Source organism: Burkholderia sp. AU33545, from assembly GCF_020419685.1.
Lineage (GTDB): Bacteria > Pseudomonadota > Gammaproteobacteria > Burkholderiales > Burkholderiaceae > Burkholderia > Burkholderia diffusa.
On record NZ_JAIZRQ010000012.1, the window covers coordinates 15825 to 36302 of the forward strand.

Here is a 20478-nt window from a genome sequence, read left to right on the forward strand (position 1 = left end):
AGGCTTGACAGAAAATCTCAATTCAGCCCGCCATCATATCAGGAAATCACAGACAAAACTATCCTTTTGTCGATTCCGGCTCGCCGCCCCGCGCGGCGCGGCCGCGTACACCATCCAACGGGACCGTCGCGCAACCTGCCCGAAATCGCTGTCACCCAAGCCAGGCGCGGCCTGCGCGGCGATCGCCACATTCCGTCCCGATTTTCCTCACACATCCCTCTAAAGTTTTCGCCGGGTGCCGCCGTCAACCAGGAAAGGCGGGCAGCGCCACTCGCGATAAAGCGCAACGCCGAAAACGAACCTGATCCTGTCTGAACTCAGGCATTTTCCAAAACGAGGAAGCAAATGCTGAACATCAACACCAACATCCTTTCGCTGTCGACGCAGACGAATCTGTCGGGCTCGCAAAACGCGCTGTCGCAAGCGATCAACCGCCTGTCGTCGGGCAAGCGCGTGAACAGCGCAGCGGACGACGCAGCGGGCCTCGCAATCGCGACGACCCAGACGGCCGCAATCAACGCGCTGAACCAAGGCGTGTCGAACGCGAACAACGGCATCTCGATGGTCCAGACGACGGCCGGCGCGCTCCAGTCGATCGTCGACAACCTGCAGCGTATCCGCCAGCTGGCAGTTGAAGCAGGCGACGGCTCGCTCGACTCCAACGCACGTGCAAACCTGCAGTCGGAAGTCTCGACCCGCCTGACGGAAATCACGCGCGTCGCAACGCAAACGACGTTCAACGGCCAGTCCGTCCTGCAAGGCCTGAGCACCGTCAGCTTCCAGATCGGCGCAATCAACGGCCAGACGATCGCCGCGAACTTCGGCACGCAGAGCTGGGACTCGGCAAACCTCGGCCTCTCCGCGCTGACGGTTTCGAGCGTCACGGATTCGCAAGCCGCAATGGGCTCGATCGACGCAGTGCTGACGAAGGTCAACACGTTCCAGGCAACGCTCGGCGCAACGCAGAACACGTTCCAGTCGGCCATCACGAACACGCAGACGCAATCGACGAACATGTCGGCAGCGCGTTCGCAGATCACCGACGCGGACTTCGCGACGGAAACGGCGAACCTGAGCAAGGCGCAAGTGCTGCAGCAAGCAGGCATCTCGGTGCTGGCACAAGCAAACTCGCTGCCGCAGCAGGTTCTGAAGCTCCTGGGTTAATACCCCACGACCGGCGGCGCGCGTCTCGCGACGCGCCGGCCGCCGGCACGGGCGCCGCGACCTGGGTCCGGCGCCCGCGCCTTTTCATCGCGCACCCGGGAGGCTCACCTCCCGTTGCGCGCTTGTTCGACACCGACGCGCGATTCGCCCGAACCTGTCCGGCGACGCGGACCGGAGCCCCCGAATGACCTCGACGACCACCACCACCACGTCCACCAGCGACCTGAACACCGCGCTCCAGCAGGCTGCGCAGTCCCTCATCAGCGGCTCGACGAAGTCGTCGCTCGACGTCAATTCGCTCGTCTCCGCGCTCGTCACCGCGAAGACCACCGCGCAATCGACCGCACTCGCGAACAAGCAAGCGTCCGACAACACCGAACTATCCGCGATCGGGCAGATCAAGTCGCAGCTCGCGGCGCTGCAAACGGCGCTGACGGGCCTCACCGACGGCACCACGCTGTCGGCACTGACCGCGACGGCCAGCGGCTCCGGCCTCACCGCCACCACCGCGAGCGGCGCGGCGGCCGGCACGTACACGGTGAAAGTCAATGCCGTCGCGACCGCCAACTCGATTTCGTCGCCGGCGCTCACGTCGTCCGACACGATCGGCAGCGGCACGCTGACCGTCGGCGTCGGCAGCGGTTCGATGCAGGTGTCGGTCTCGTCGACCGATACGCTCGCAACGATCGCCGCGAACATCAACAAGGCCTCGAACAACCCGGGCGTGACGGCCACGGTGATCAATGCGTCCGACGGCCAGCACCTGGTGCTCTCCTCGAACAACACGGGGGCGACGAACACGGTGTCGATCACCGCGGGTGCCGGCCTGAACAGCAAGCTCGACTCGACCCAGTCGACCTACAACACGGTGACGCCCGCCGCGGATGCCAACATCACGATCGCCGGCAGCACCGTGACGAGCGCGACGAACCAGATCTCCAACGCGCTGACCGGCGTCACGCTGAACCTGACGGCAGCCGCGGTCAACACGACGCAGACGCTCACGATCGCGCAGGACACGACCGGCATCACGACGGCGATCAACAATTTCGCGAAGGCGTATTCGAGCTTCGTCACGACGGCATCGAGCCTGTCGTCGTACACGAGCACGTCCTCGGGCTCGACGGCCGGCCCCCTGCTCGGCGACGCGATGCTGAACTCGATCACGAACGGCCTCGCGACCGCGCTCAGCGGTGGCGTCACGACGGGAGGCAAGACCTACAGCCTGTCGTCGATCGGCCTCAACCTGAACACCGACGGCACGCTGACGGTCGACAGCACGAAGCTGCAGACCGCCCTCACGACCAACGGCTCAGCCGTCTCCGCGATCTTCAACTCGACGAACGGCGTCGGGGTCGCGCTGAACAACTTCGCGAATTCGTACTCGCAGACGGGCGGCCTGATCGACCAGCGCACGGCCTCGCTGAACAAGGACCTGTCGAACCTGCAGGATCAGGCGACGCAGCTGAAGAACTACCAGACCGCGCTCACGGCCCAGTACAACGCGCAGTTCACCGCGCTCAACACGCTGATGACGCAGATGCAGAACAACCAGCAGTATCTGACGCAGCTGTTCGGCGGGTCGAGCAGCGCCGGCACGCTTGCCACCAACAAGTGACGGACCGGCACCCGGCCACCGCCCACGAGGACTTCTCGCCATGGAACCCACTTCGCTGACACGCGCGCTGGCGCTCACGCACGCGCTCGCGGACGCCGTCTCGCACGACGCATGGGAGCGCGCCGCCGCGCTCGTGAACGAACGCGCCGCGCTGCTGATGTCGCTCGACGCTGACCAGACGCCGGATGCGCTCGCGATCATCCGCGAGATCCAGCGGCTCGATGCGATCATCACCGAACAGGCGATGGCCGGCCGCGAGCGGCTGATGACGAATCATCGGCTGGCGCTGCAGCGCATCGACGCGGCATCGCGTTATCAGTCGACCGGGATGCTCGGCTGAACCGCACCGACGCAGATCGAACAAGAACAACAACGACGCCCGCGAGGGCGCCCTCCTCGAAGAGCCGCAGCGATGCGGCTTCTTTTTTTTGGGGGACGCCGCAACCGCGCCCCCACCGCACCGCGCCGCGATGCCCGGCGGCACGGCGCCCGTCCGGCCGCGGCCGTTACCGCGCCGGCACGTCGCCCGGGGTGCCGGCGAGCCATGCGTCCCACATGCCGTGGAACGCGTCCTCGAGGTGGCGGGCGAACCGCTTCGCGTCGCCGAGCGGCGAACGCTGCATCTGCTGGCGCAACCCGGCACGCATCGCCGCGAGCTCGCCGCGATCGCGGGAGAACGCGACGGCCTTCGCGATGTAGTCCGCTTCGTCGCTCGCGATCCAGTCGCCGAGACCGGCCGCATGCAGCAGGCTCTCGCAGATGTGCGTGACGAACCGCTCTCCCTTCATCCCGAGCACCGGCACGCCCATCCACAGCGACTCGGCCGTCGTCGTGCCGCCCGGGTACGGAAACGGGCTCAGCATCACGTCCGCGCGGTTGTAAGCAGCGAAGTACGCGTCGCGCGACGAGCCCGGCTCGAGGATCAGCCGGTCGGCGTCGATGCCGTGCGCCGCGAAGCGCGCGCGCGTTGCATCGCAGATGTCCTCGACCGCGAGTTCGTACGCTTTGAGCAGCAGCTTCGCGCCCGGCACGGTGTGCAGCAGGCGCGACCAGACGCGCACCACCTCGTCGGTCACCTTCACGAGCTTGCCGAAGCAACCGAACGTGATGTGCCCGTTGCGCAGCATCGGCAGCGGGCCGACCTGCACGTCGTACGGCGGCGGCGTGAAGCACAGGTAGCTGTCCGGCAGGCGCCACGGCCGCTCGACGAAGTGCGCTTCCTCGGCGGCCGGCAGCACGTGCGCATCGCCGAGGAAATAGTCCATCTCCGCGATGCCGGTCGACGCGAAAAAGCCGAGCCAGCTCACCTGGATCGGCGCCGGCTTCCACGCAAAGGCAGGCAGCCGGTTGTGCGCCGTATGCCCGGCCAGATCGACGAGCACGTCTATCCGCTCCTCGTGGATGCGTCGGGCCGTCTGCTCCGTCCCGAGATCCGTGATGCGATGCCAGCCGTCGAAATGCGGCTTCAGCCGCGCGGTGTAGTCGTCCTCGGTGTCGAACGTCGTGAACGCGACGAGCTCGAGCCGCGACCGATCGAGATGCGCGACGACGCTTTCGAGAAAGATGCCGACCGGGTGCCGCCGGAAATCGCCCGACACGAAGCCGACACGCAACCTGCGCCCGTTCAGCGGCGCCGGCCGGTGCCGCCACGGCTGCGCGTGCATCGACATGCGCGCGCCGAACACGCGCGCATCCGCCAGGTACGCATCCGGGTCGAAGGCGGTCTGGCCCGCGAGGCAGAACAGCAGCGACGTGTAGGTGCCCGGATTGTCGGGATCACACTCCAGCGCGCGGCGATAGCACTGGATCGCCGCGTCGACGTCGCCGGTCTTGCGCAGCACGTCCGCGAGATGCGCATACCGGCGCGCGGTGCCGGGTTCGAGTGCCACGGCGGCATGCGCACTCTCCAGCGCTTCATGGACGCGCCGCGCCTGGCACAGCGCGATCGACAGGTTCTGGTGGATATCCGCCGAATCCGGATCGAATTCGAGCGCGTGCCGGTACTGCACGATCGCGTCGTCGACACGGTCCAGCCAGTAATACGCGTGGGCCAGGTTCACATAGCCCTCCGCCCGGCGCGGATCCAGCTCGATGGCCCGCTTGCCGGCCTCGACGGACTCCTCGATGCGGTTCTGGCTCTTCAGCGCCCGGCTCAGGTTGAGGTGTGCGTCGACGTCGCCGCCGGACAGCTCGATCACCCGTTCGAAATGCACGATCGCTTCGTCGTTCCGACCTGCTTCACGCAGCGCGCTGCCGAGACAGTTGTGGACCTGCGGATCCCGCGGATCGAGTTCGACTGCCCGGCGCAGCGTCGCGATGGATTCGTCGAGCTCGCCACGCGCGAGCAGCGCGGTGCCGAGATTGCCGTGCACGATCGCCCGGCCAGGGTTCAGCGCGACGGCCGCGCGATAGCTGTCCACCGCCGCGTCGAACTTGCGCTGCGTCGTCAGCACGTTGCCGAGATTGTTGTACGCGTCCGCGTAGCGCGGATCGTGTTCGATCGCCTTGCCGTATGCGAGCACCGCCGCATCCGCCTGCCCCAGATCCTTCAGCGCGTTGCCCAGGTTGTTGTATGCCTGCGCATAGTCCGGACGTAGCGCGATCGCCTGCGCGCAGTGCTGCATCGACGCATCCGGCTGCCGCGCCTCGCGCAGCGCATCGCCCAGGTTGTTGTGCGCTTCCGCGTAGTCCGGCTGCCGCCGCACCGCTTCGCGGTACTGCGCGATCGCATCGTCGAGCCGGCCGCGCTCGCGCAGCGCGTTGCCCAGGTTGTTGTGATAGATCGCGCTCGGATATGCGTCGATCGAGCGGCGCATCAGCGCGATGCCTTCTTCCGGCTGCCCTGCCTGACAGGTCAGCAGTCCGAGGAAATGCAGCGCGTCTGGATGCGCGGGCTCCCCCGCGAGCAGCTGCTCGTAGCCCGCCTTCGCGTCGCTCAGCCGGCCCGCCTGGTGATGCGCCAGTGCGGCGCCGAGAATGTCCGTGGTCTGTTGCATGTCGTCGTTTCGTCGTTCGCGCGCCACCCTGCCGGGCGGCTCAATTCGGTTCGTCGCCCGCCGCGGCCCGCTCGTCGGCGCCGGCGTTCGTCCTGTCCATCCACATCCCGTAAAACGCCTCCTCGAGATGTTTCGCGAAGCGCGGCGCGTCGGACAGCGGCGACGCGAGCAGCTGCGCGCGCAATGCCTGCCGCAGCGCACCGAGCCGCTGCGGATCGGCCGCAGCGGCCACGGCCTTCGCGACGTAGTCGTCTTCGTCCCGCGCGATCCAGTCGGCCAGGCCGACCGTCTGCAGCACGCTCTCGCAGATGTGCGTGACGAATCGCTCGCCTTTCATCCCGAGCACCGGCACGCCCATCCACAGCGACTCGGCCGTCGTCGTGCCGCCCGGGTACGGAAACGGGCTCAGCATCATGTCGACGCGGCGGTAGGCCGTCAGATAATCGGCGCGCGGCGAGCGGCCTTCCATCACCAGCCGGCTCGCGTCGATCCCGTTGCGGGCGAACCGCTCGGTCGTGCGGCGCACCGCATGCGCGTCGTCGAGCTCGCCCGCCTTCAGGAACAGCCGCGCGCCCGGCACCGCGGCAAGCACCCGCGACCACACGCGCACGACCGCATCGTTCATCTTCCCGAGCTTGCCGAAATAGCCGAACGTCATCACACCGTTCTCGCGTTGCGGCAACGGACCGACGTCGAGCGCCGGATGCGGCGGCGTGAAGCACAGATAGCTGTCGGGCAGCCGCCACGGCCGCTCGACGAAATGCGCTTCCTCGCCGGCCGGCAGCACGTGCCGGTCGCCCAGTACGTAGTCGATCGCGCGCAGCCCCGTCGAGGCGAAGAAGCCGATCCACGTAACCTGCACCGGCGCGGGCTTCCATGCGAATACGCCAAGCCGGTTTAGCGCCGTGTGGCCCGACAGGTCGACGAGGACGTCGATGCCGTCCGCGCGAATCCGCTGCGCCGCCTGTTCGTCCGACAGGTCGAGAAGCGAATGCCACGCGTCGAAGTGCGGCTTCAGGCGCGCGGTCGTGTCGTCTTCCGCCGCCGACGTCGGATAGGCGATCAATTCGAGCCGGTGTCGATCGAGATGCGCCAGCACGCCTTCGAGGAAAATGCCGACCGGATGCGTCACCAGGTCGCCCGACACCCAGCCGATGCGCAGCCGTCCACCCGACGGGCGCGAGCCGGTGTCGGTATGCGCGAGCGGCCGTGCATCGGCTTCGACGTATTCGCCGAAATGCCGCGCAGCCCTGAGCGTCTCTTCCTGGTCGATCGATGGATGCGTGGCGAGCGCGAAGACCAGCCGGTCGTGCAGGACCGGGTTGGTCACGTCGAGTTCGACCGCGCGGCGGTAATGCGCGAGTTCGCCATCCACGTCGCCGAGCATGCCGAGCACGTCGCCGAGCGTCATGTGCGCGGGCGCTGCCCGGTCGTTCAATGCGAGCGCCGCGCGGGCATGAGGCAGCGCGTCGTCGGCACGGTTCTGCTTCAGCAGCACGATCGCGCAGCGATGATGTGCGTCGACGTCGTTCGTATCGAGCTCGGTCGCGGCCCGGTAGCACATGACGGACGCGTCGTACTTGCCCAGGTCGTGATACATGTCGCCGAGCATGCGATAGGCGGGACCGTGAGCGGGCGCCAGCTCAAGCGCGCGCGTCATGCACTCGGCCGCACGCGCCGTCTGCCGCCGGCGGTACAGCACCTCGGCAAGGCCCGCGTGCGCGTCGGCGCGCATCGGCGACAGTTCCGCGGCTCGCTCGAACTGTGCGATCGCCGCGTCGGCCTGCCCTGCGTCGCGCAGCGCGACGCCGAGGTCGACACGCGCCTGCGCGTCGCCAGGCGTCAGTTCGACGAGACGACGCAAGGTCGCTATCGCCTCGTCGCGGTCGCCGCGGGCGAGCAGCGCCGCACCGAGATTGCGGTGCGCGATCGGGTTGGACGGGGCCAGCGCGACGGCCGCGCGATAGCTGTCCGCCGCCGCGTCGAACTTGCGCTGCGTCGTCAGCACGTTGCCGAGATTGTTGTATGCGTCCGCGTAGCGCGGATCGTGTTCGATCGCCTTTCCGTATGCGAGCACCGCCGCGTCCGCCTGCCCCAGATCCTTCAGCGCGTTGCCCAGGTTGTTGTATGCCTGCGCATAGTCCGGACGCAGCGCGATCGCCTGCGCGCAGTGCTGCATCGACGCATCCGGCTGCCGCGCCTCGCGCAGCGCATCGCCCAGGTTGTTGTGCGCTTCCGCGTACTCCGGCTGACGCCGCACCGCTTCACGGTATTGCTCGATCGCATCGTCGAGCCTGCCCCGCTCGCGCAGCGCGTTGCCCAGGTTGTTGTGATAGATCGCGCTCGGATATGCGTCGATCGAGCGGCGCATCAGCGCGATGCCTTCTTCCGGCTGCCCTGCCTGACAGGTCAGCAGTCCGAGGAAATGCAGCGCGTCCGGATGCGCGGGCTCCCGCGCGAGCAGCTGCTCGTAGCCCGCCTTCGCGTCGCCCAGCCGGCCCGCCTGGTGATGCGCCAGTGCGGCGCCGAGAATGTCCGTGGTCTGTTGCATGTCGTCGCTTCGTCGTTCGCGCGCGGTTCAGTCGATGCGTGAGTCGTGCGGGCCGGCGACGTTGCCGGCCTGGCCCGCGCGACGGGCCCACATTCCGTGGAACGCCTCCTCGAGATGCCGCGCGAAGCGCGGCGCATTGCACAGCGGCGATGCGATCAACTGCATGCGCAGGCCGGTCCGCAGCAGACGCAGTTGCGCCGGATCGGTCGCGAAGGCCACGGCCTTCGCGACGTAGTCGTCTTCGTCCCGCGCGACCCAGTCGGCCAGGCCGACCGTCTGCAGCAGGCTTTCGCAGATGTGCGTGACGAACCGGTCGCCCCGGATGCCGAGCACGGGCACGCCCATCCACAACGCATCGGCGGTCGTCGTGCCGCCCGAATACGGAAACGGGCTCAGCATCATGTCGACGCGACGGTACGACGCCAGGTATTCGCCGCGCGGCGCATTCGGCTCGAGCAGCAGCCGCGCCGGATCGATGCCGTGCTGCGCGAACCGCTCGCGCGTGCGGCGCACCGCATACGCGCCGGCCAGCTCGCTCGCCTTGAGCAGCAGCCGCGATCGCGGCACAGCCGCGAGCACCCTCGACCAGACGCGCACGACCGCGTCGCTCATCTTGCCGAGCTTGCCGAAATAGCCGAACGTCACCGCGCCGCCGGCCAGTTGCGGCAGCGGGCCCGGCACGATCGCGTCGCGCGGCGGCGTGTAGCACAGATAGCTGTCGGGCAGGCGCCACGGACGCTCGACAAAATGCGCTTCCTCGTCGGCCGGCAGCACGTGGCGATCGCCCAGCACGTAATCGATCGCGTCCAGCCCGGTGGTCGCGACATAACCGATCCACGAAACCTGCACCGGCGCCGGCTTCCACGCGAACAGCGCGAGCCGGTTGAAGATCGTGTGGCCCGCCGCGTCGACCAGGATGTCGATCGCATCGTCGCGAATCCGCCGGGCCGCGGCCTCGTCGCTCAGCGCGGCGAGACTCGTCCAGCCCGCGAACAGCGGGCGCAGCCGCTGGGTCAGGTCGTCCTCGACATCGCGGGTCGGATACGCGACGAACACGACGCGCGTGCGATCGGTCGCGCGCAGCACGCTTTCGAGGAAATAGCCGACCGGGTGATGCTTCAGGTCGCCCGATACGACGCCGACCCGCAGCGGTCTCGCGCCGTCGGCCGTCGGCCACGAGCGGTACGGCACCGCTCGCGCGGCGGCCTGCGCGCCGTAGCGCCGCGCGGCATCGAAATGAACGTGCGGCGCGGCGGCCGCGCTGTAATTCAACGCGAACAGCAGGTTGTCGTGCGGCTCGAGAAGATCCGGCCGCAACGCGATCGCGGCGCGGTAGCCTTCAAGCGCGGCCTCCAGTTCGCCCGCATCGAGCATCGCGTTCGCGAGATTGTTGTAGGCCTGCGCATGGTCGGGCCGCAGCCGGATCGCCGTGCCCAGCGCCTCCACCGCGCCTTCGCAATCCTTCAGCGTTCGCAACGCGTTGCCGAGGTTGTTGTACGCATCGGCATCGTCCGGTTGCAGCGCGAGCGCCTGCCGGAAGCACTCGGCCGCCGCCGCGGGCCGGTTGTGCGCGGCCATCACGGTGCCCAGGTTGTAGAAATAGCGTGCCTGCGGATCGCGCCGGATCGCATCCGCGATCGCCGCGACGGCCCCGTCGAAGTCCCCGCGGCGAAACGCGACCAGCCCGTGAACGTGCAGCGCCTCGGCCCGCTCGGGCTCGCGCTGCCGCACCTGCCGGCACAGATCCTCGGCAGCGTCGAGCCGGCCCGCGTCGTAATGTTCCAGCGCGCACGCCAGCAGCGCCTCGACCGGCGTGTCCGCGCCGGACAGTCCGTCGGACGGTTCACGTACGCCGCCGGACGGGAGTCCGCGTTCGAGGAGGTTTTCGTTCATAGGCCGGGCTTCCGCTGGGTCCGCTGGGTGTGCGATAGGCATGGATGACGAACCGGCCGCCCGGGGCGACTGGCGCGAACGATGCCGGGACGGCGCTTTCGGCGCGCGACAACCGGCGCCCCCGCCATCAGGCCGAGCGCGCCGGGTCGCGTGAAAGGCGGGCGCGGACATGCCGGCGCGTCGGCGCCGACGGCAGGAAACTCGCGGATATTGTCGCGACGTTCGCTGTGTTTCGAAGGGACGATCAGTCGAGCAAAACACCCGCAATTCGTCGCATCGCGCGACGGGGCGGTGGCGCGACCCGGATCAGATCGTTTCAGCGCTCGGGCGCCTTGCGCTGGCGGCCGCCGTGATCGACGCCGGGATTGACGTTGCGAGGGGGCACCTCGCATCACGGAGTTGCGGCGAAACGGCGCGGGAAAGCCTCGCGGACTCGACCGCATGCGCGATGCAACGCGACGCTTCAGCGAATTCGGAAAATGGATCGGGAAATTCGGTGCCTGGAATCAGGCTGTTTGGCGCGCCCGGCTGGGATCGAACCAGCAACCCCTGCCTTCGGAGCTTTACCGGCGCGCAACACATCCTTTTAAATCAAAGCCTTACGCAACTCGCAAACTGCAAAACCAAGGCTGCACAAGGTCAATCAAGGCCAATCCAGTTCATCCAAGCTGCAATTTAGCTGCACGACGCCTTACTGACGCGGCACCCGGTAGGTCGTGTGCTGCCGCCAGCGCGCAGGCGTGTAGCGTTGCAGCGTGTCGAGCGCATGCAACATGCCCCGTTTCAGCGGCCCCGCAGCGGGCCTCTCCACCACGACGTGCAACAGCAGCGCAGCCCCGATCGCCGCAGCGACAACGCCCCAAAACATCACAACTTGGTCGACGGTCGAGCCGACTTGGTTGAAGAGCATGTAGCCGACGTTCTGGTGTATCAGGTACAGCGGGTAGCTCACCGCACCGAACCAGACCCATCGCGAGCTGGCCAGCATCGATGTGCGGCGCAACGCGAGCGCAAGCATCACAACGAAGAACGTGGTCATCACGGCAACCACTACCGCAGGATTCAGCGCCCTCCCGAAGTTCTCGCTGAAGTACGGCAGGAGCTGGAATTCGTGATAAAGCGACAGCGCCCAGGAAGCGTAGACGAGCGCGATGCGCGATCTCGACAGGCCGCGTGCACGGATGAGAAAGCACGCAGCGCCGGCGATGAAGAAACCAGCATAGTCCGTCACCAGAAAGCCCTTGAGCTTGATGAACGGGAACACCTCTACAAGCACGGTTGCGACGAGCCACACGAACAGCCAGCGCTCGGCGCGATGAATCTGGCCGATGATGAGCAGAATGCCGACCAAGCGGTAGAACCGCAGTTCCGCGCTGAGTGACCAGTACGCGCCGTCGATCGGATCCGCGCCGAAGCCACCGCCGAGCGTAACCATGTTCACGAGGTATTGCGGCCACGTCGCGACGAAGCGATCGCCGCCGATCGCGAGTGTCACGAGAAAGGTGATCGTGCAGCAGACCCAGAAAGCGGGCAGGAGGCGAGACGCGCGTGACGCGATGAAGCGCTTGATGCTCCCGTCGCCCGCCGTCATCAGGATCACGAAGCCGCTGATCATGAAAAACAGGTGAACGCCAAGGAAACCGTACTGCGCAACCGGCTCAAGCGCCGGATAGTGCATGGTCGTCAGGTCGTCGCCAGCGTAGCCTCGGAACGCGTAGTGGAAGAACACGACAGCAGTTGCCGCAATGAAACGAAGGACATCAAGTTCTGGAATACGGGAAAACTTCACGATCGGTTTTTGTTCGATTTGTCGTTGTGGATTGTGCCGGCTGGGCGGCAGTTTGATCGCGCACGACGGCCCGTTCGCGCGCGCTTGTCATTATGGACGAGGTGGTCGGCTAGCGTCGTTGCACGCTTTTGCGGACGTGCAGCGTCCGCCCTTCAATGCCACTCTTCGAAATTCAAGTACGCGCCGAACCTCTGCTTGACGCCCTCCAAAGCCTCGTCAGCAAACCACTTCATGAGGTTAATATGGGCATCCATGTGCTGAGGCGGGATGAGGTTGTTATTTGCCTTGGTAGCCTGCTGGATCGCCCACAAGGAAGCGTGTTGTGCATTGAGGTAGCGCACGTATTCCGCAAGTTCGCTGCCGAACAGGAACTCGATCTTGGGTATCAGGTTTGTCATCTCGCGCCGCTCCGGCGCGTGAAGCCGGTCGACTCCACCCTGAACGACCGCAGATGCAAACGTCCAGACGACCATAAAAAGTTCGTAGCGCTTCTCGAACAGGTCGAGGTTCAATTTCGCCCTAGCGACGCGGTATTGCCGCCACGCAATAAGGCCGCCGACGATGCCGACCACGAGCGCAACCATCGCGGTCGGCACCCCCTTCACCAGTTCAAACCAGATGGAATGCGTCTCAGACATGACCGCTCCGCTTACATCAGAGTGACTGATTGGCAATGTGACAGCCGAAACAGGCGCACGCCCCGTCAGTGCAAAGTAAATGGCTTGCGCCTCGCACGCTGCCAACATAACGCCCCCCGCGCATATTTGAATGGCTGGAGGGTACAGTAAGTTGCCAAATGAGCGAGACTGCATAACCATGGCGCATGAAAGTGCATAGCGGAATTCGCTCGTCGATCGCCGCGCGGCCGGCCCCGGCCGGCCCCGAGCGGCCGGTGCATGTGTGCATAAAAACCACTCGTTTTTGCGGGCAGGTGGGGCGGGGTCACAACTGCGCGCGCCGGGTCCGCGCCGGCCTCATCCGGGACCGATCCGTCCCCAAGGGGGCCTCTCGCACGCGCCAGCAGGCCCGCCAGCGGCCTGCTGCGTGCCGGCGCACTTGCGGCGCGTCCTCACGCGGCCGGCCGCTCAAAGGGCGCCTGAGACCGCCAACCTCACGCATTGGCGTGGACGAAAAAAAGCCGCCGGCACCGAAGTGCCTGGCGGCTTTTTTGCTGCTGACCGAATGCTCGTCAGACGTCGAGCTGCGCGTCCGTGATGCCGAGCGCGGCGGCGATCTTCTCGCGCGTCGACTTGCGCAGCTTCTCGCTGTTCTCCTGTTGAGCGTAGGCGGACTGGCTGATGCCGAGCCGCGTCGCGACTTCGGCCTGCGTCAGCCCGAGATATTCGCGCCACGCGCGCAGGGGCGTCGCCCCGTCGACCGTTGCGCTGACGACTGCATGCGGAATCAGGTCGCGTTCTTCGTCGCGCTGCGCCATGTATTCCGCGTAGGGGATCACCACAAAGGCCGGCGCTCCGTCCGGCCCGTTGATGATTTGGATGTTAGTACGTGCGTTCATCGCGTTTCTTTACCTCCTCGATTTCGACTACCTTGATCTCACCGTCCCAGTTGAACAGAACCCGGTAGTTGCCGACCCTGAGCCGGTAGCCATACTCGTGATTCGTAAGTGACTTCACGTTATGGCAGTTCGGCATTGCTTCCAAGGTGCCCACGCTGTCACGAATGGCCGTCTGGATTTGACGATCAAGCTTGCGCAGTTGCTTGAATGCTTTGGGGGTCCATTTGATCGAGTTCATGTAAAGAATTATAAGTTTTATTATAAGTTTCGGCAAGCGTTTTATAAGTTATTTTCGCGGCGCGCGCGGGCGCTTCGGATACGGGTATTGCGGCTGGAACTCCTGCACGAGCGCATCACATCGCGCGTCCGTCAGCTCGTCCAGCCCAATCGCGCGAACCCAGAACGCGCAGCCAGAAACCGCAGTCGCGCGCACATGCTCCGCCCCAGGATAAAAACACACCGCCGTCCTGTCGCTGCCCGCGATGTACCCGCTCCAGTGCTCGCACGTCCAGCATGGGCCGTCTAGCTTCGGGATGAATAGGCCGTAGCCTGGTCGTTCGCTACCCATCATCAATACCTGTATATTTATACAGTGTAGCTGCGCGCATCGATTCCCGATACGGTGCAATCGACCGCGCCAGTCCGACTGAAAAAGGGGACAGTGATGTGCACCAACTACAAGGCACCGAACGAAGATCCGGGTATCAACGAGCTGAAGATCGGCATCGGCGACCTGTTCCGCCGCGCGCCGTGGGATGTCGACGTGTGGCCCGACTATCGAGCACCGGCCGTACTTCCGGACGGCGACGGCTCGGCCGTTACCGTGGCCGTGTTTGGCTTCTGGCCGAAGTTCATGCAACCGGACAAGGTTGACGAGAACGGCAAGAAGCGGAAGAAGTTCGACACCGTCAACGCGCGCGGCGAAGAGGTTGCAGAGAAGCGCTTATATCAGCGCGCGTGGCGCGACGGGCAGCGCTGCCTCATCCCGGCGCAGTATGTCGTCGAGCCGTCATACCCGCATGCGAGGCCGAAGGCTGGCGGCGGATGGGATCGCGGCCCGTGCGTGTGGCAGCGGATCGGCCTTGCCGACTGGAGCGCCTACTGTGTCGCCGGGATCTGGCGACGCTACGAGGGCGACGACGGCCGCGTCCTGATCGGCATGACCATGCTCACGCTCAACGCAGACGAACACCCCCTGTTCAAGCTGATGCACCGGCCCGAAGACGAGAAACGCGGCGTCGTGATGTTGCGGCCGGCCGACTACGACGAATGGCTGCACACGAAGAACGTCGAAGCCGCGCGCGCGATGCTGCAGCTCTACCCGGCCGACGAAATGACCGCCGAACCTGATCGGCCGGCGAAGTAGCGGGCGCTGTCGACACGTGGCGCCGCGTCACTGCGCCGGCAGCACATACGGGCGGAAGCGCACGACCTCGACGCCGAGCCAGTCGTTCACCTCGCGCAGCCGCGCCTTCAGCGGTTCGATCTCAAGCTCGTTGAACACCTCGGCCGCGTCGTGCACGTTGCCGAACCCGCCCGCGTTCGACGGGATGATCCCCATCAGTTGCGGCGGCACGCGGTGCGCCGCGAGTTGGTCCTCGACCGTCACCTTCTTGATGTTCCAGAACTCATCCTTCGCCGCGACCTCGCCGATCGGCAGGAGTTGGATGCCGTCCTTCTTCCCCTTCGGCGCGTACATGAACAGGTTCCGGAAGTTGCCCGGCCCCTTCGAGCTCTTCAGCGCCGCGCGCAGGTTGTCGACGTCCTCCGTGCGCTCGGCCGCGTCGGTCATGTACAGGATGAAGCCCGCGTGGCTGCCGTTCTTGTAGTAGCGCCGGCGGAACAGCGTCGCGCTCTCATTCAGCCAGGTCGAATTCAGCGCCGACAGGTATTCCGGCAGCCCGTAGATCTCCTGGTTGAGGTCGGGCTCGTACAGGTGATAAACGGCGCCCTTCGGAAACGCGTGAGGCTCGCGCACGTTCGTCACGAACCAGTACTGGTCCGGCTCGACACCGACCCGCGTGTATTTCGCGAGCGACGACTTCAGCGCCATCGGTGCGCCGATCCGATTCGTGCGCAGCTCGAGGTAGCTGTTCGCGAAGACCAGGTACTCGAGCACGAACCGGCTGAAGTCCGCGCGCGACAGTAGCGGATGCTCTATGTACGACTGCACGAGGATGTTGCGCTTCACGTAGATGGCCGAGCTGTGGTGTGGCGCGGCCCGAAACGAGCGCGCGAGGCCGTCAAGGGGCAGCGGCGGCTCGTACCAGTTCCCCATCCGCATGCACTCGACATACTCGAGCAGCTCGCGCCGATCCATCACTTCGACCGGATCGCCGAAGGAAAACACCTCCGCGCGCGGCGCCGGCGCTGGCGTCGCGTTGGCCGCCGGCTCGGCGTGGCCGTGCGTGCGGCGCCCGGCGCCGCGTCGATACTTGCGTGACATCAAAAAAGCTCCATGAATCCGGTATTGGTCCCCGTCGCGCCCTCGAGCGGCTCGTTCGCGAGCGCGTGCATGCACGCCCAGGCCAGGTCGCCGTGGCTCGCCTCTTCGGATCGGCTCGCCTTGTACGTAACCTGCAGCCCGCTGGGCGTGATCGTTTTCTTGATCGCCATGAACGCGGCAGCGAGATCCTTCCAGCCCGTGTCGAACTCGAGCCGGCCTTTGCGGATCACGTTCTGCGCCTTCATCACGAGCGCGGTCTTGATCTCGACCGAGTAGTGGAACGGCGTCGCGGCCGGGAAAAACTTCGTGACGAGCTGATAGACGCCCTGCCCGATCCCGGTCGTGTCGATGCCGATGTAGGTCACGCGGTAGCGCCTGGTCAACGCCTCGATCTGCGCGGCCTGCGCTTCGAAGTCAAGGCCGTGCCACTGGAATCGCTCGAGCACGCGGAATTTGCCGCCGGGATACTTCGGCGGCGCCAGGACCACGCATCCGACACTGTCACCCGTGTGCGACGGGTCGTAACCGATCCACACCTCTTCGTCGCCGAACGGACGCAGGTACAGCGGCTTGAAGTCGTCCCACACCTCCCATGTGTCGACCATGCACGTCTGCAACGTCGCGAGAGGGAAGACCGACAGCGAATCGTCAATGAACTGGCATAGCAGCAGGTTTGCGTATTCGTCCGCGCTGTATTCGAGCTTCAGGCGTTCGAGGTCGAACAGGTTGCAGCCGCCGCGCACGGCGTCCTCGACGGTCACAATCTGCCGATACTGGCCGTCCGCGCACGCGCGGCCCGCCGCGAGCGCAGCGTTCGAGATGTCGATCGAAACGCGCTGATCTTTCGGTCGACCGCGGTTGAACAGCGCACCGGACCAGAACGGGTACGCGTCGTGCGCGAGGCTCGACGGCGTTGAGAAATACGTCTGGCGCCACTGCGAATGAATCGCCATGCCGGACGCAACCTTGCGCAGGTCCTGGAAGCGCGGAACCCAGAAATACTCGTCGAAATACAGGTTGCCGTGATAGCTCTGTGCCGTGCGCGCATTGGTGCCGAGGAAGTACAAGGTCGCGCCGTTAGGCAGCACCATCGGATCGCCCTTCAGCTCGACGCCGACGGCGTCCTTCGCGAACTGGACGATGTACTGGCGGAACACGTGTGCCTGCGCCTTGCTGGCCGACAGGAAGATCTGATTGCGTCCCGTGTTCAGCGCGTCCAGCAGCGCTTCGCGCGCGAAGTACCAGGTCGCGCCGATCTGCCGGCTCTTCAGGATGTTGCGAATCCGCTCTTTGAAGCCAGCCCGGTACCACGTGCGCTGATAGTCGAAGATCGATTCGAGGAACGCATCGTTCAACTTCTCGATCTGCTCTTCGCTGAACGCGTTGCGGTCGTCCGAGCTGCGCGATCGGCGCGTGCCGCCACCGCCCCCGGATTCGCTCACCTTTCCATCGTTTGCTGGTCGCGAGCGCAACCGGTCGAGCTGACGCGTCAGCAGGTCGATCTCCTTGAAGTCGCGCCCTTCCTTCGCCTCCTTCGTGACGAGCTTTATCAGTTGCGCCTCGATCGTCATGTTGACGCGATCGACCGGTTCGGTCTCGTCCCATCCATCGCGCTTTTTCCAGCTATAGAGCGTGGCCGGCTTCACGCCGAGCAGCTCGGCGATCCGCGCGATGCGATACCCCTGCCAGTACAGGTCGCGTGCGCGTCGGCGTGGATCAACGTCAGACGAATCAATGGGAAGTGCAGTCATGCAGCAAGGCTACCGACGCGCGCGCGTAGGCCCTACTGCGTACGGTTGTATCGGTTGTGTGCACAACCAATATGCGTTGCGACGCAGGTTCGAACTGCCGAAACTGGAATCCCTGAACACAGCCCCCTCTCAGCGGATTCGCACATGGCACAGGCACAGAAGACAAAGTTTTTCCGGATCGCGACCGAAGGCGCGACGACGGACGGTCGTACGATCGATCGAACGATGCTCGAACAGATGGCGAACAGTTACGACCCGAACGTGTACGGCGCACGCATCAACGTGGAACACATTCGCGGCATCCATCCGGAGAGCGCATTTGGCTCCTACGGCGATGTGATCGCGCTCAAAGCCGAAGAGCAAGATGGAAAGATGCGATTGCTCGCGCAGCTCTCGCCGACGAAAGAGCTGATCGACCTGACCACCGAAAAGCGCCAGAAAGTTTATACGTCGATGGAAATCGACGATGACTTCGCCGACACCGGCGCGGCGTACCTCGTCGCCCTCGCTGTTACTGACAACCCGGCGAGCCTCGGTACCGAGATGCTCAAGTTCAGCGCGAAGAACAAGGTTTTCGACTCGCGCAAGCTGCGACCGGAAAACCTGTTCAGCGCTGCCGTCGAGGTCGAGATCGAACTCGAAGAAGAAACCCCGCGCACCACCGACGCCGGGAAGTCGCTGTTCTCGAAGGTGCGCGGCCTGCTGAACCGCAAGGAAGCAACCGACGACCAGCGCTTTTCCGACCTGTCGCAATCGATCGTCGCGCTCGCAGAAAGCCAGAGCCAGGTGATCGAGCAGCTCGAGAAGTTCAACACGAACGTCGACAAGCTGAAGCGCGCGCAGCAGGACGGCGACAAGCGACACAGTGAGCTGGTCCAAAAACTCTCGCGCACCGACAGCAGCGCGCAACAGCGGCCGACGTCGACGGGCAGCGACAACGGGGCGCAGACCGACTGCTAACCCGCCCTCATCCCATTTCCCATAGACGGAGAACCCATGCGGAACACTACCCGCGAGCAGTACAACCGGTACCTGGCCCGCATCCAGGAGCTGAACGGCGTCGGCGATGCGACGAAGAAGTTTTCGGTCGCGCCGAGCGTGCAGCAAACGCTCGAAACCAAGATCCAGGAATCGAGCGCATTCCTCGGCCGGATCAACATCCACGGCGTCGAGGAAATGGAAGGCGAGAAGATCGGCCTCGGCGTATCCGGCCCGATCGCGAGCCGCACCGATACGACCAAACGAGCGCGTGAAACGCGCGACGTCTCGGCACTCGACAACCAGAAATACCGTTGCGAGAAGACGAACTACGACACGCACATCCGCTATCAGCAGCTCGACGCGTGGGCGAAGTTCCCGGACTTCCAGGCGCGTGTGCGTGATTCCATCATTGTGCGTCAGGCACTCGATCGCATCATGATCGGCTGGAACGGCGTGAAGGTTGCGGACGATACCGATCTCGCCATGAACCCGCTGCTGCAGGACGTGAACATCGGTTGGCTGCAGCAGTACCGCAACAACGCGAAGCAACGCGTGTTCTCGGGCGTGAAGATCGGCAAGGGCGAAGAATTCAAGAATCTCGACGCTGTCGTTTCGCTCGCGCGCAACGAGTTCCTCGATCCGTGGTACGCCGAAGACCCGAACCTCGTCGTGATCTGCGGCCGCGAGCTGCTCCAGGACAAGTATTTCCCGCTCATCAACCAAGCGCAGCCGTCGACCGAAACGCTCGCAACCGACATCGTCGTCTCGCAGAAGCGCGTCGGCAACCTGCCGGCCGTCAGTGTGCCGTACTTCCCGCCGCACGCGCTGATGGTCACGCGCCTGGACAACCTGTCGATCTACTGGCAAACGAGCGCGCGCCGGCGCTCGCTGAAGGAAGTGCCCGAGCGCGACCGCATCGAGAACTATGAAAGCTCGAACGATGCGTACGTGATCGAGCAATACGGCGCCGGCTGCGTGGTCGAGGACATCCAGTTCGTCGACGCTGCCCCGGCCGCTCCGCAGGGTGGCGCATGACGAACCCGTTCCGCCAACACTTCCAGCGCACCGTCGCGGCCACGGCCGCGCGCGGCACGCCGGCGAGTGTCGGCGGGCTGCGCGACGACTCGGCCTATACGCTGATGCTCGCGCAGCTCGACGAACACCGCCGCGCACTGAAGGCCGTCGAGTCGCTCGAGCGCAAGGCTGACCTGAAGCGGCAGTTTCTGCCCGCATACGACGCGTGGGTCGCGGGCGTGCTCGACGGCGCGGCCGGCGCCCAGGACGACGTGCTGATGACGATCATGGTCTGGCGCGTCGACGTCGGCGACTACCAGGGCGCGCTCGAGATCGGCGCGTACGCGCTGCGGCACGCTCTCCCACTCCCCGACCAGTACAAGCGCAGCACGCCGTGTCTGCTCGTCGAGGAATTCGCCGAGGCCGCGCTGCGCGCCCATCGCGCCGGCGACGCGATCCAGGTCGAACCGCTCGTCGAGATCGAGCAGCTCACGGCGGCGGCCGACATGCCCGACGAAGTGCGCGCGAAGCTGCACAAGGCGATCGGCTACGGCCTCTCCGCTTCCGATCCCGCGCGTGCCCTCGACCACCTACGCCGCGCGTTGCAGCTCTTCGCGAACGTGGGTGTGAAGAAAGACATCGAGCGGCTCGAGCGCGAGCTGAAGAATTCCGCCAACGGGGGCCAGTCCGGCCCCGGTGGCTGACACCAAGCGTACCCCGCGCACCAGGCGGCACGGGGCCGTAGCCGGCACTGTCCGC

16 protein-coding genes are annotated in these 20478 nt (G+C 65.5%); 7 read left to right on the forward strand and 9 right to left on the reverse strand.

Going from position 1 to position 20478, the window contains the following annotated elements:
* Positions 1–345 precede the first annotated feature (345 nt).
* The 3 genes from LGM71_RS31370 (at position 346) to fliT (ending at position 3122) form a co-directional block, all read left to right on the forward strand.
* Positions 346–1164: a flagellin domain-containing protein gene (locus tag LGM71_RS31370; RefSeq protein ID WP_151052362.1), complete on the forward strand. Its 819-nt coding sequence runs from the start codon at positions 346–348 to the stop codon at positions 1162–1164.
* 184 nt (positions 1165–1348) lie between these two features.
* Positions 1349–2782, forward strand: a complete 1434-nt coding sequence (gene fliD / locus LGM71_RS31375; protein ID WP_226118336.1) for a flagellar filament capping protein FliD — start codon at positions 1349–1351, stop codon at positions 2780–2782.
* 40 nt (positions 2783–2822) lie between these two features.
* A complete protein-coding gene (gene fliT, locus LGM71_RS31380) occupies positions 2823–3122 on the forward strand; it encodes a flagellar protein FliT (RefSeq protein ID WP_226118337.1) in 300 nt (99 codons plus the stop codon).
* A 166-nt stretch (positions 3123–3288) separates the two neighbouring features.
* Here fliT and LGM71_RS31385 read toward each other — a convergent pair whose 3' ends face one another.
* From LGM71_RS31385 to LGM71_RS31415, 7 genes are all read right to left on the reverse strand, one after another.
* On the reverse strand, positions 3289–5778 hold the full coding sequence (locus LGM71_RS31385; protein WP_226118338.1) for a tetratricopeptide repeat protein: 2490 nt from the start codon (positions 5776–5778) through the stop codon (positions 3289–3291).
* A 40-nt stretch (positions 5779–5818) separates the two neighbouring features.
* Complete coding sequence (locus LGM71_RS31390) at positions 5819–8329, reverse strand: tetratricopeptide repeat protein (protein ID WP_226118339.1); 2511 nt, start codon at positions 8327–8329, stop codon at positions 5819–5821.
* Between the two features lie 27 nt (positions 8330–8356).
* A complete protein-coding gene (locus LGM71_RS31395; RefSeq protein ID WP_226118340.1) occupies positions 8357–10222 on the reverse strand; it encodes a tetratricopeptide repeat protein in 1866 nt (621 codons plus the stop codon).
* Between the two features lie 691 nt (positions 10223–10913).
* A complete protein-coding gene (locus LGM71_RS31400) occupies positions 10914–12011 on the reverse strand; it encodes an acyltransferase family protein (RefSeq protein WP_226118341.1) in 1098 nt (365 codons plus the stop codon).
* Positions 12012–12163: 152 nt separating this feature from the next.
* On the reverse strand, positions 12164–12649 hold the full coding sequence (locus tag LGM71_RS31405; protein WP_226118342.1) for a hypothetical protein: 486 nt from the start codon (positions 12647–12649) through the stop codon (positions 12164–12166).
* A gap of 551 nt (positions 12650–13200) precedes the next feature.
* Positions 13201–13527 carry a helix-turn-helix domain-containing protein gene (locus LGM71_RS31410; RefSeq protein ID WP_226118343.1) on the reverse strand — a complete coding sequence of 109 codons (327 nt, stop codon included), beginning with the start codon at positions 13525–13527 and terminating at the stop codon, positions 13201–13203.
* On the reverse strand, positions 13511–13765 hold the full coding sequence (locus LGM71_RS31415; protein ID WP_226118344.1) for a type II toxin-antitoxin system RelE family toxin: 255 nt from the start codon (positions 13763–13765) through the stop codon (positions 13511–13513). Before LGM71_RS31415 ends, LGM71_RS31410 begins: the two co-directional genes overlap by 17 nt.
* A gap of 426 nt (positions 13766–14191) precedes the next feature.
* Between LGM71_RS31415 and LGM71_RS31420 the strand changes: the two genes are divergently transcribed.
* Positions 14192–14893, forward strand: coding sequence for an SOS response-associated peptidase family protein (locus LGM71_RS31420; RefSeq protein WP_226118346.1), 702 nt, complete (start codon positions 14192–14194; stop codon positions 14891–14893).
* Positions 14894–14920: 27 nt separating this feature from the next.
* Here LGM71_RS31420 and LGM71_RS31425 read toward each other — a convergent pair whose 3' ends face one another.
* Positions 14921–15973 (reverse strand): phage portal protein, encoded by a 1053-nt coding sequence (locus LGM71_RS31425; RefSeq protein WP_226118348.1) that lies wholly within the window; start codon positions 15971–15973, stop codon positions 14921–14923.
* Positions 15973–17724: a terminase large subunit domain-containing protein gene (locus LGM71_RS31430; RefSeq protein ID WP_226118359.1), complete on the reverse strand. Its 1752-nt coding sequence runs from the start codon at positions 17722–17724 to the stop codon at positions 15973–15975. The genes LGM71_RS31425 and LGM71_RS31430 overlap by 1 nt, the downstream gene beginning before the upstream one ends.
* A gap of 144 nt (positions 17725–17868) precedes the next feature.
* Between LGM71_RS31430 and LGM71_RS31435 the strand changes: the two genes are divergently transcribed.
* The 3 genes from LGM71_RS31435 to LGM71_RS31445 are packed head-to-tail and all read left to right on the forward strand — an operon-like array spanning position 17869 to position 20423.
* Positions 17869–18684 (forward strand): GPO family capsid scaffolding protein, encoded by an 816-nt coding sequence (locus LGM71_RS31435; RefSeq protein WP_226118361.1) that lies wholly within the window; start codon positions 17869–17871, stop codon positions 18682–18684.
* A 36-nt stretch (positions 18685–18720) separates the two neighbouring features.
* Positions 18721–19740 (forward strand): phage major capsid protein, P2 family, encoded by a 1020-nt coding sequence (locus LGM71_RS31440; RefSeq protein ID WP_226118370.1) that lies wholly within the window; start codon positions 18721–18723, stop codon positions 19738–19740.
* Entirely contained in the window at positions 19737–20423 is a 687-nt protein-coding gene (locus tag LGM71_RS31445) for a terminase endonuclease subunit (protein ID WP_226118372.1), read from the forward strand. Before LGM71_RS31440 ends, LGM71_RS31445 begins: the two co-directional genes overlap by 4 nt.
* Positions 20424–20478: the final 55 nt, after the last annotated feature.

Excerpts from the sequence above, each read along its gene's own strand:
- fliT (WP_226118337.1), top strand. The coding sequence starts at position 2,823 with ATGGAACCCACTTCGCTGACACGCGCGCTGGCGCTCACGCACGCGCTC.
- LGM71_RS31405 (WP_226118342.1), bottom strand. The coding sequence starts at position 12,649 with ATGTCTGAGACGCATTCCATCTGGTTTGAACTGGTGAAGGGGGTGCCG.
- LGM71_RS31425 (WP_226118348.1), bottom strand. The coding sequence starts at position 15,973 with ATGTCACGCAAGTATCGACGCGGCGCCGGGCGCCGCACGCACGGCCAC.
- LGM71_RS31415 (WP_226118344.1), bottom strand. The coding sequence starts at position 13,765 with ATGAACTCGATCAAATGGACCCCCAAAGCATTCAAGCAACTGCGCAAG.
- LGM71_RS31385 (WP_226118338.1), bottom strand. The coding sequence starts at position 5,778 with ATGCAACAGACCACGGACATTCTCGGCGCCGCACTGGCGCATCACCAG.
- fliD (WP_226118336.1), top strand. The coding sequence starts at position 1,349 with ATGACCTCGACGACCACCACCACCACGTCCACCAGCGACCTGAACACC.
- LGM71_RS31395 (WP_226118340.1), bottom strand. The coding sequence starts at position 10,222 with ATGAACGAAAACCTCCTCGAACGCGGACTCCCGTCCGGCGGCGTACGT.
- LGM71_RS31435 (WP_226118361.1), top strand. The coding sequence starts at position 17,869 with ATGGCACAGGCACAGAAGACAAAGTTTTTCCGGATCGCGACCGAAGGC.
- LGM71_RS31390 (WP_226118339.1), bottom strand. The coding sequence starts at position 8,329 with ATGCAACAGACCACGGACATTCTCGGCGCCGCACTGGCGCATCACCAG.
- LGM71_RS31445 (WP_226118372.1), top strand. The coding sequence starts at position 19,737 with ATGACGAACCCGTTCCGCCAACACTTCCAGCGCACCGTCGCGGCCACG.
- LGM71_RS31420 (WP_226118346.1), top strand. The coding sequence starts at position 14,192 with ATGTGCACCAACTACAAGGCACCGAACGAAGATCCGGGTATCAACGAG.
- LGM71_RS31370 (WP_151052362.1), top strand. The coding sequence starts at position 346 with ATGCTGAACATCAACACCAACATCCTTTCGCTGTCGACGCAGACGAAT.
- LGM71_RS31410 (WP_226118343.1), bottom strand. The coding sequence starts at position 13,527 with ATGAACGCACGTACTAACATCCAAATCATCAACGGGCCGGACGGAGCG.
- LGM71_RS31440 (WP_226118370.1), top strand. The coding sequence starts at position 18,721 with ATGCGGAACACTACCCGCGAGCAGTACAACCGGTACCTGGCCCGCATC.
- LGM71_RS31430 (WP_226118359.1), bottom strand. The coding sequence starts at position 17,724 with ATGACTGCACTTCCCATTGATTCGTCTGACGTTGATCCACGCCGACGC.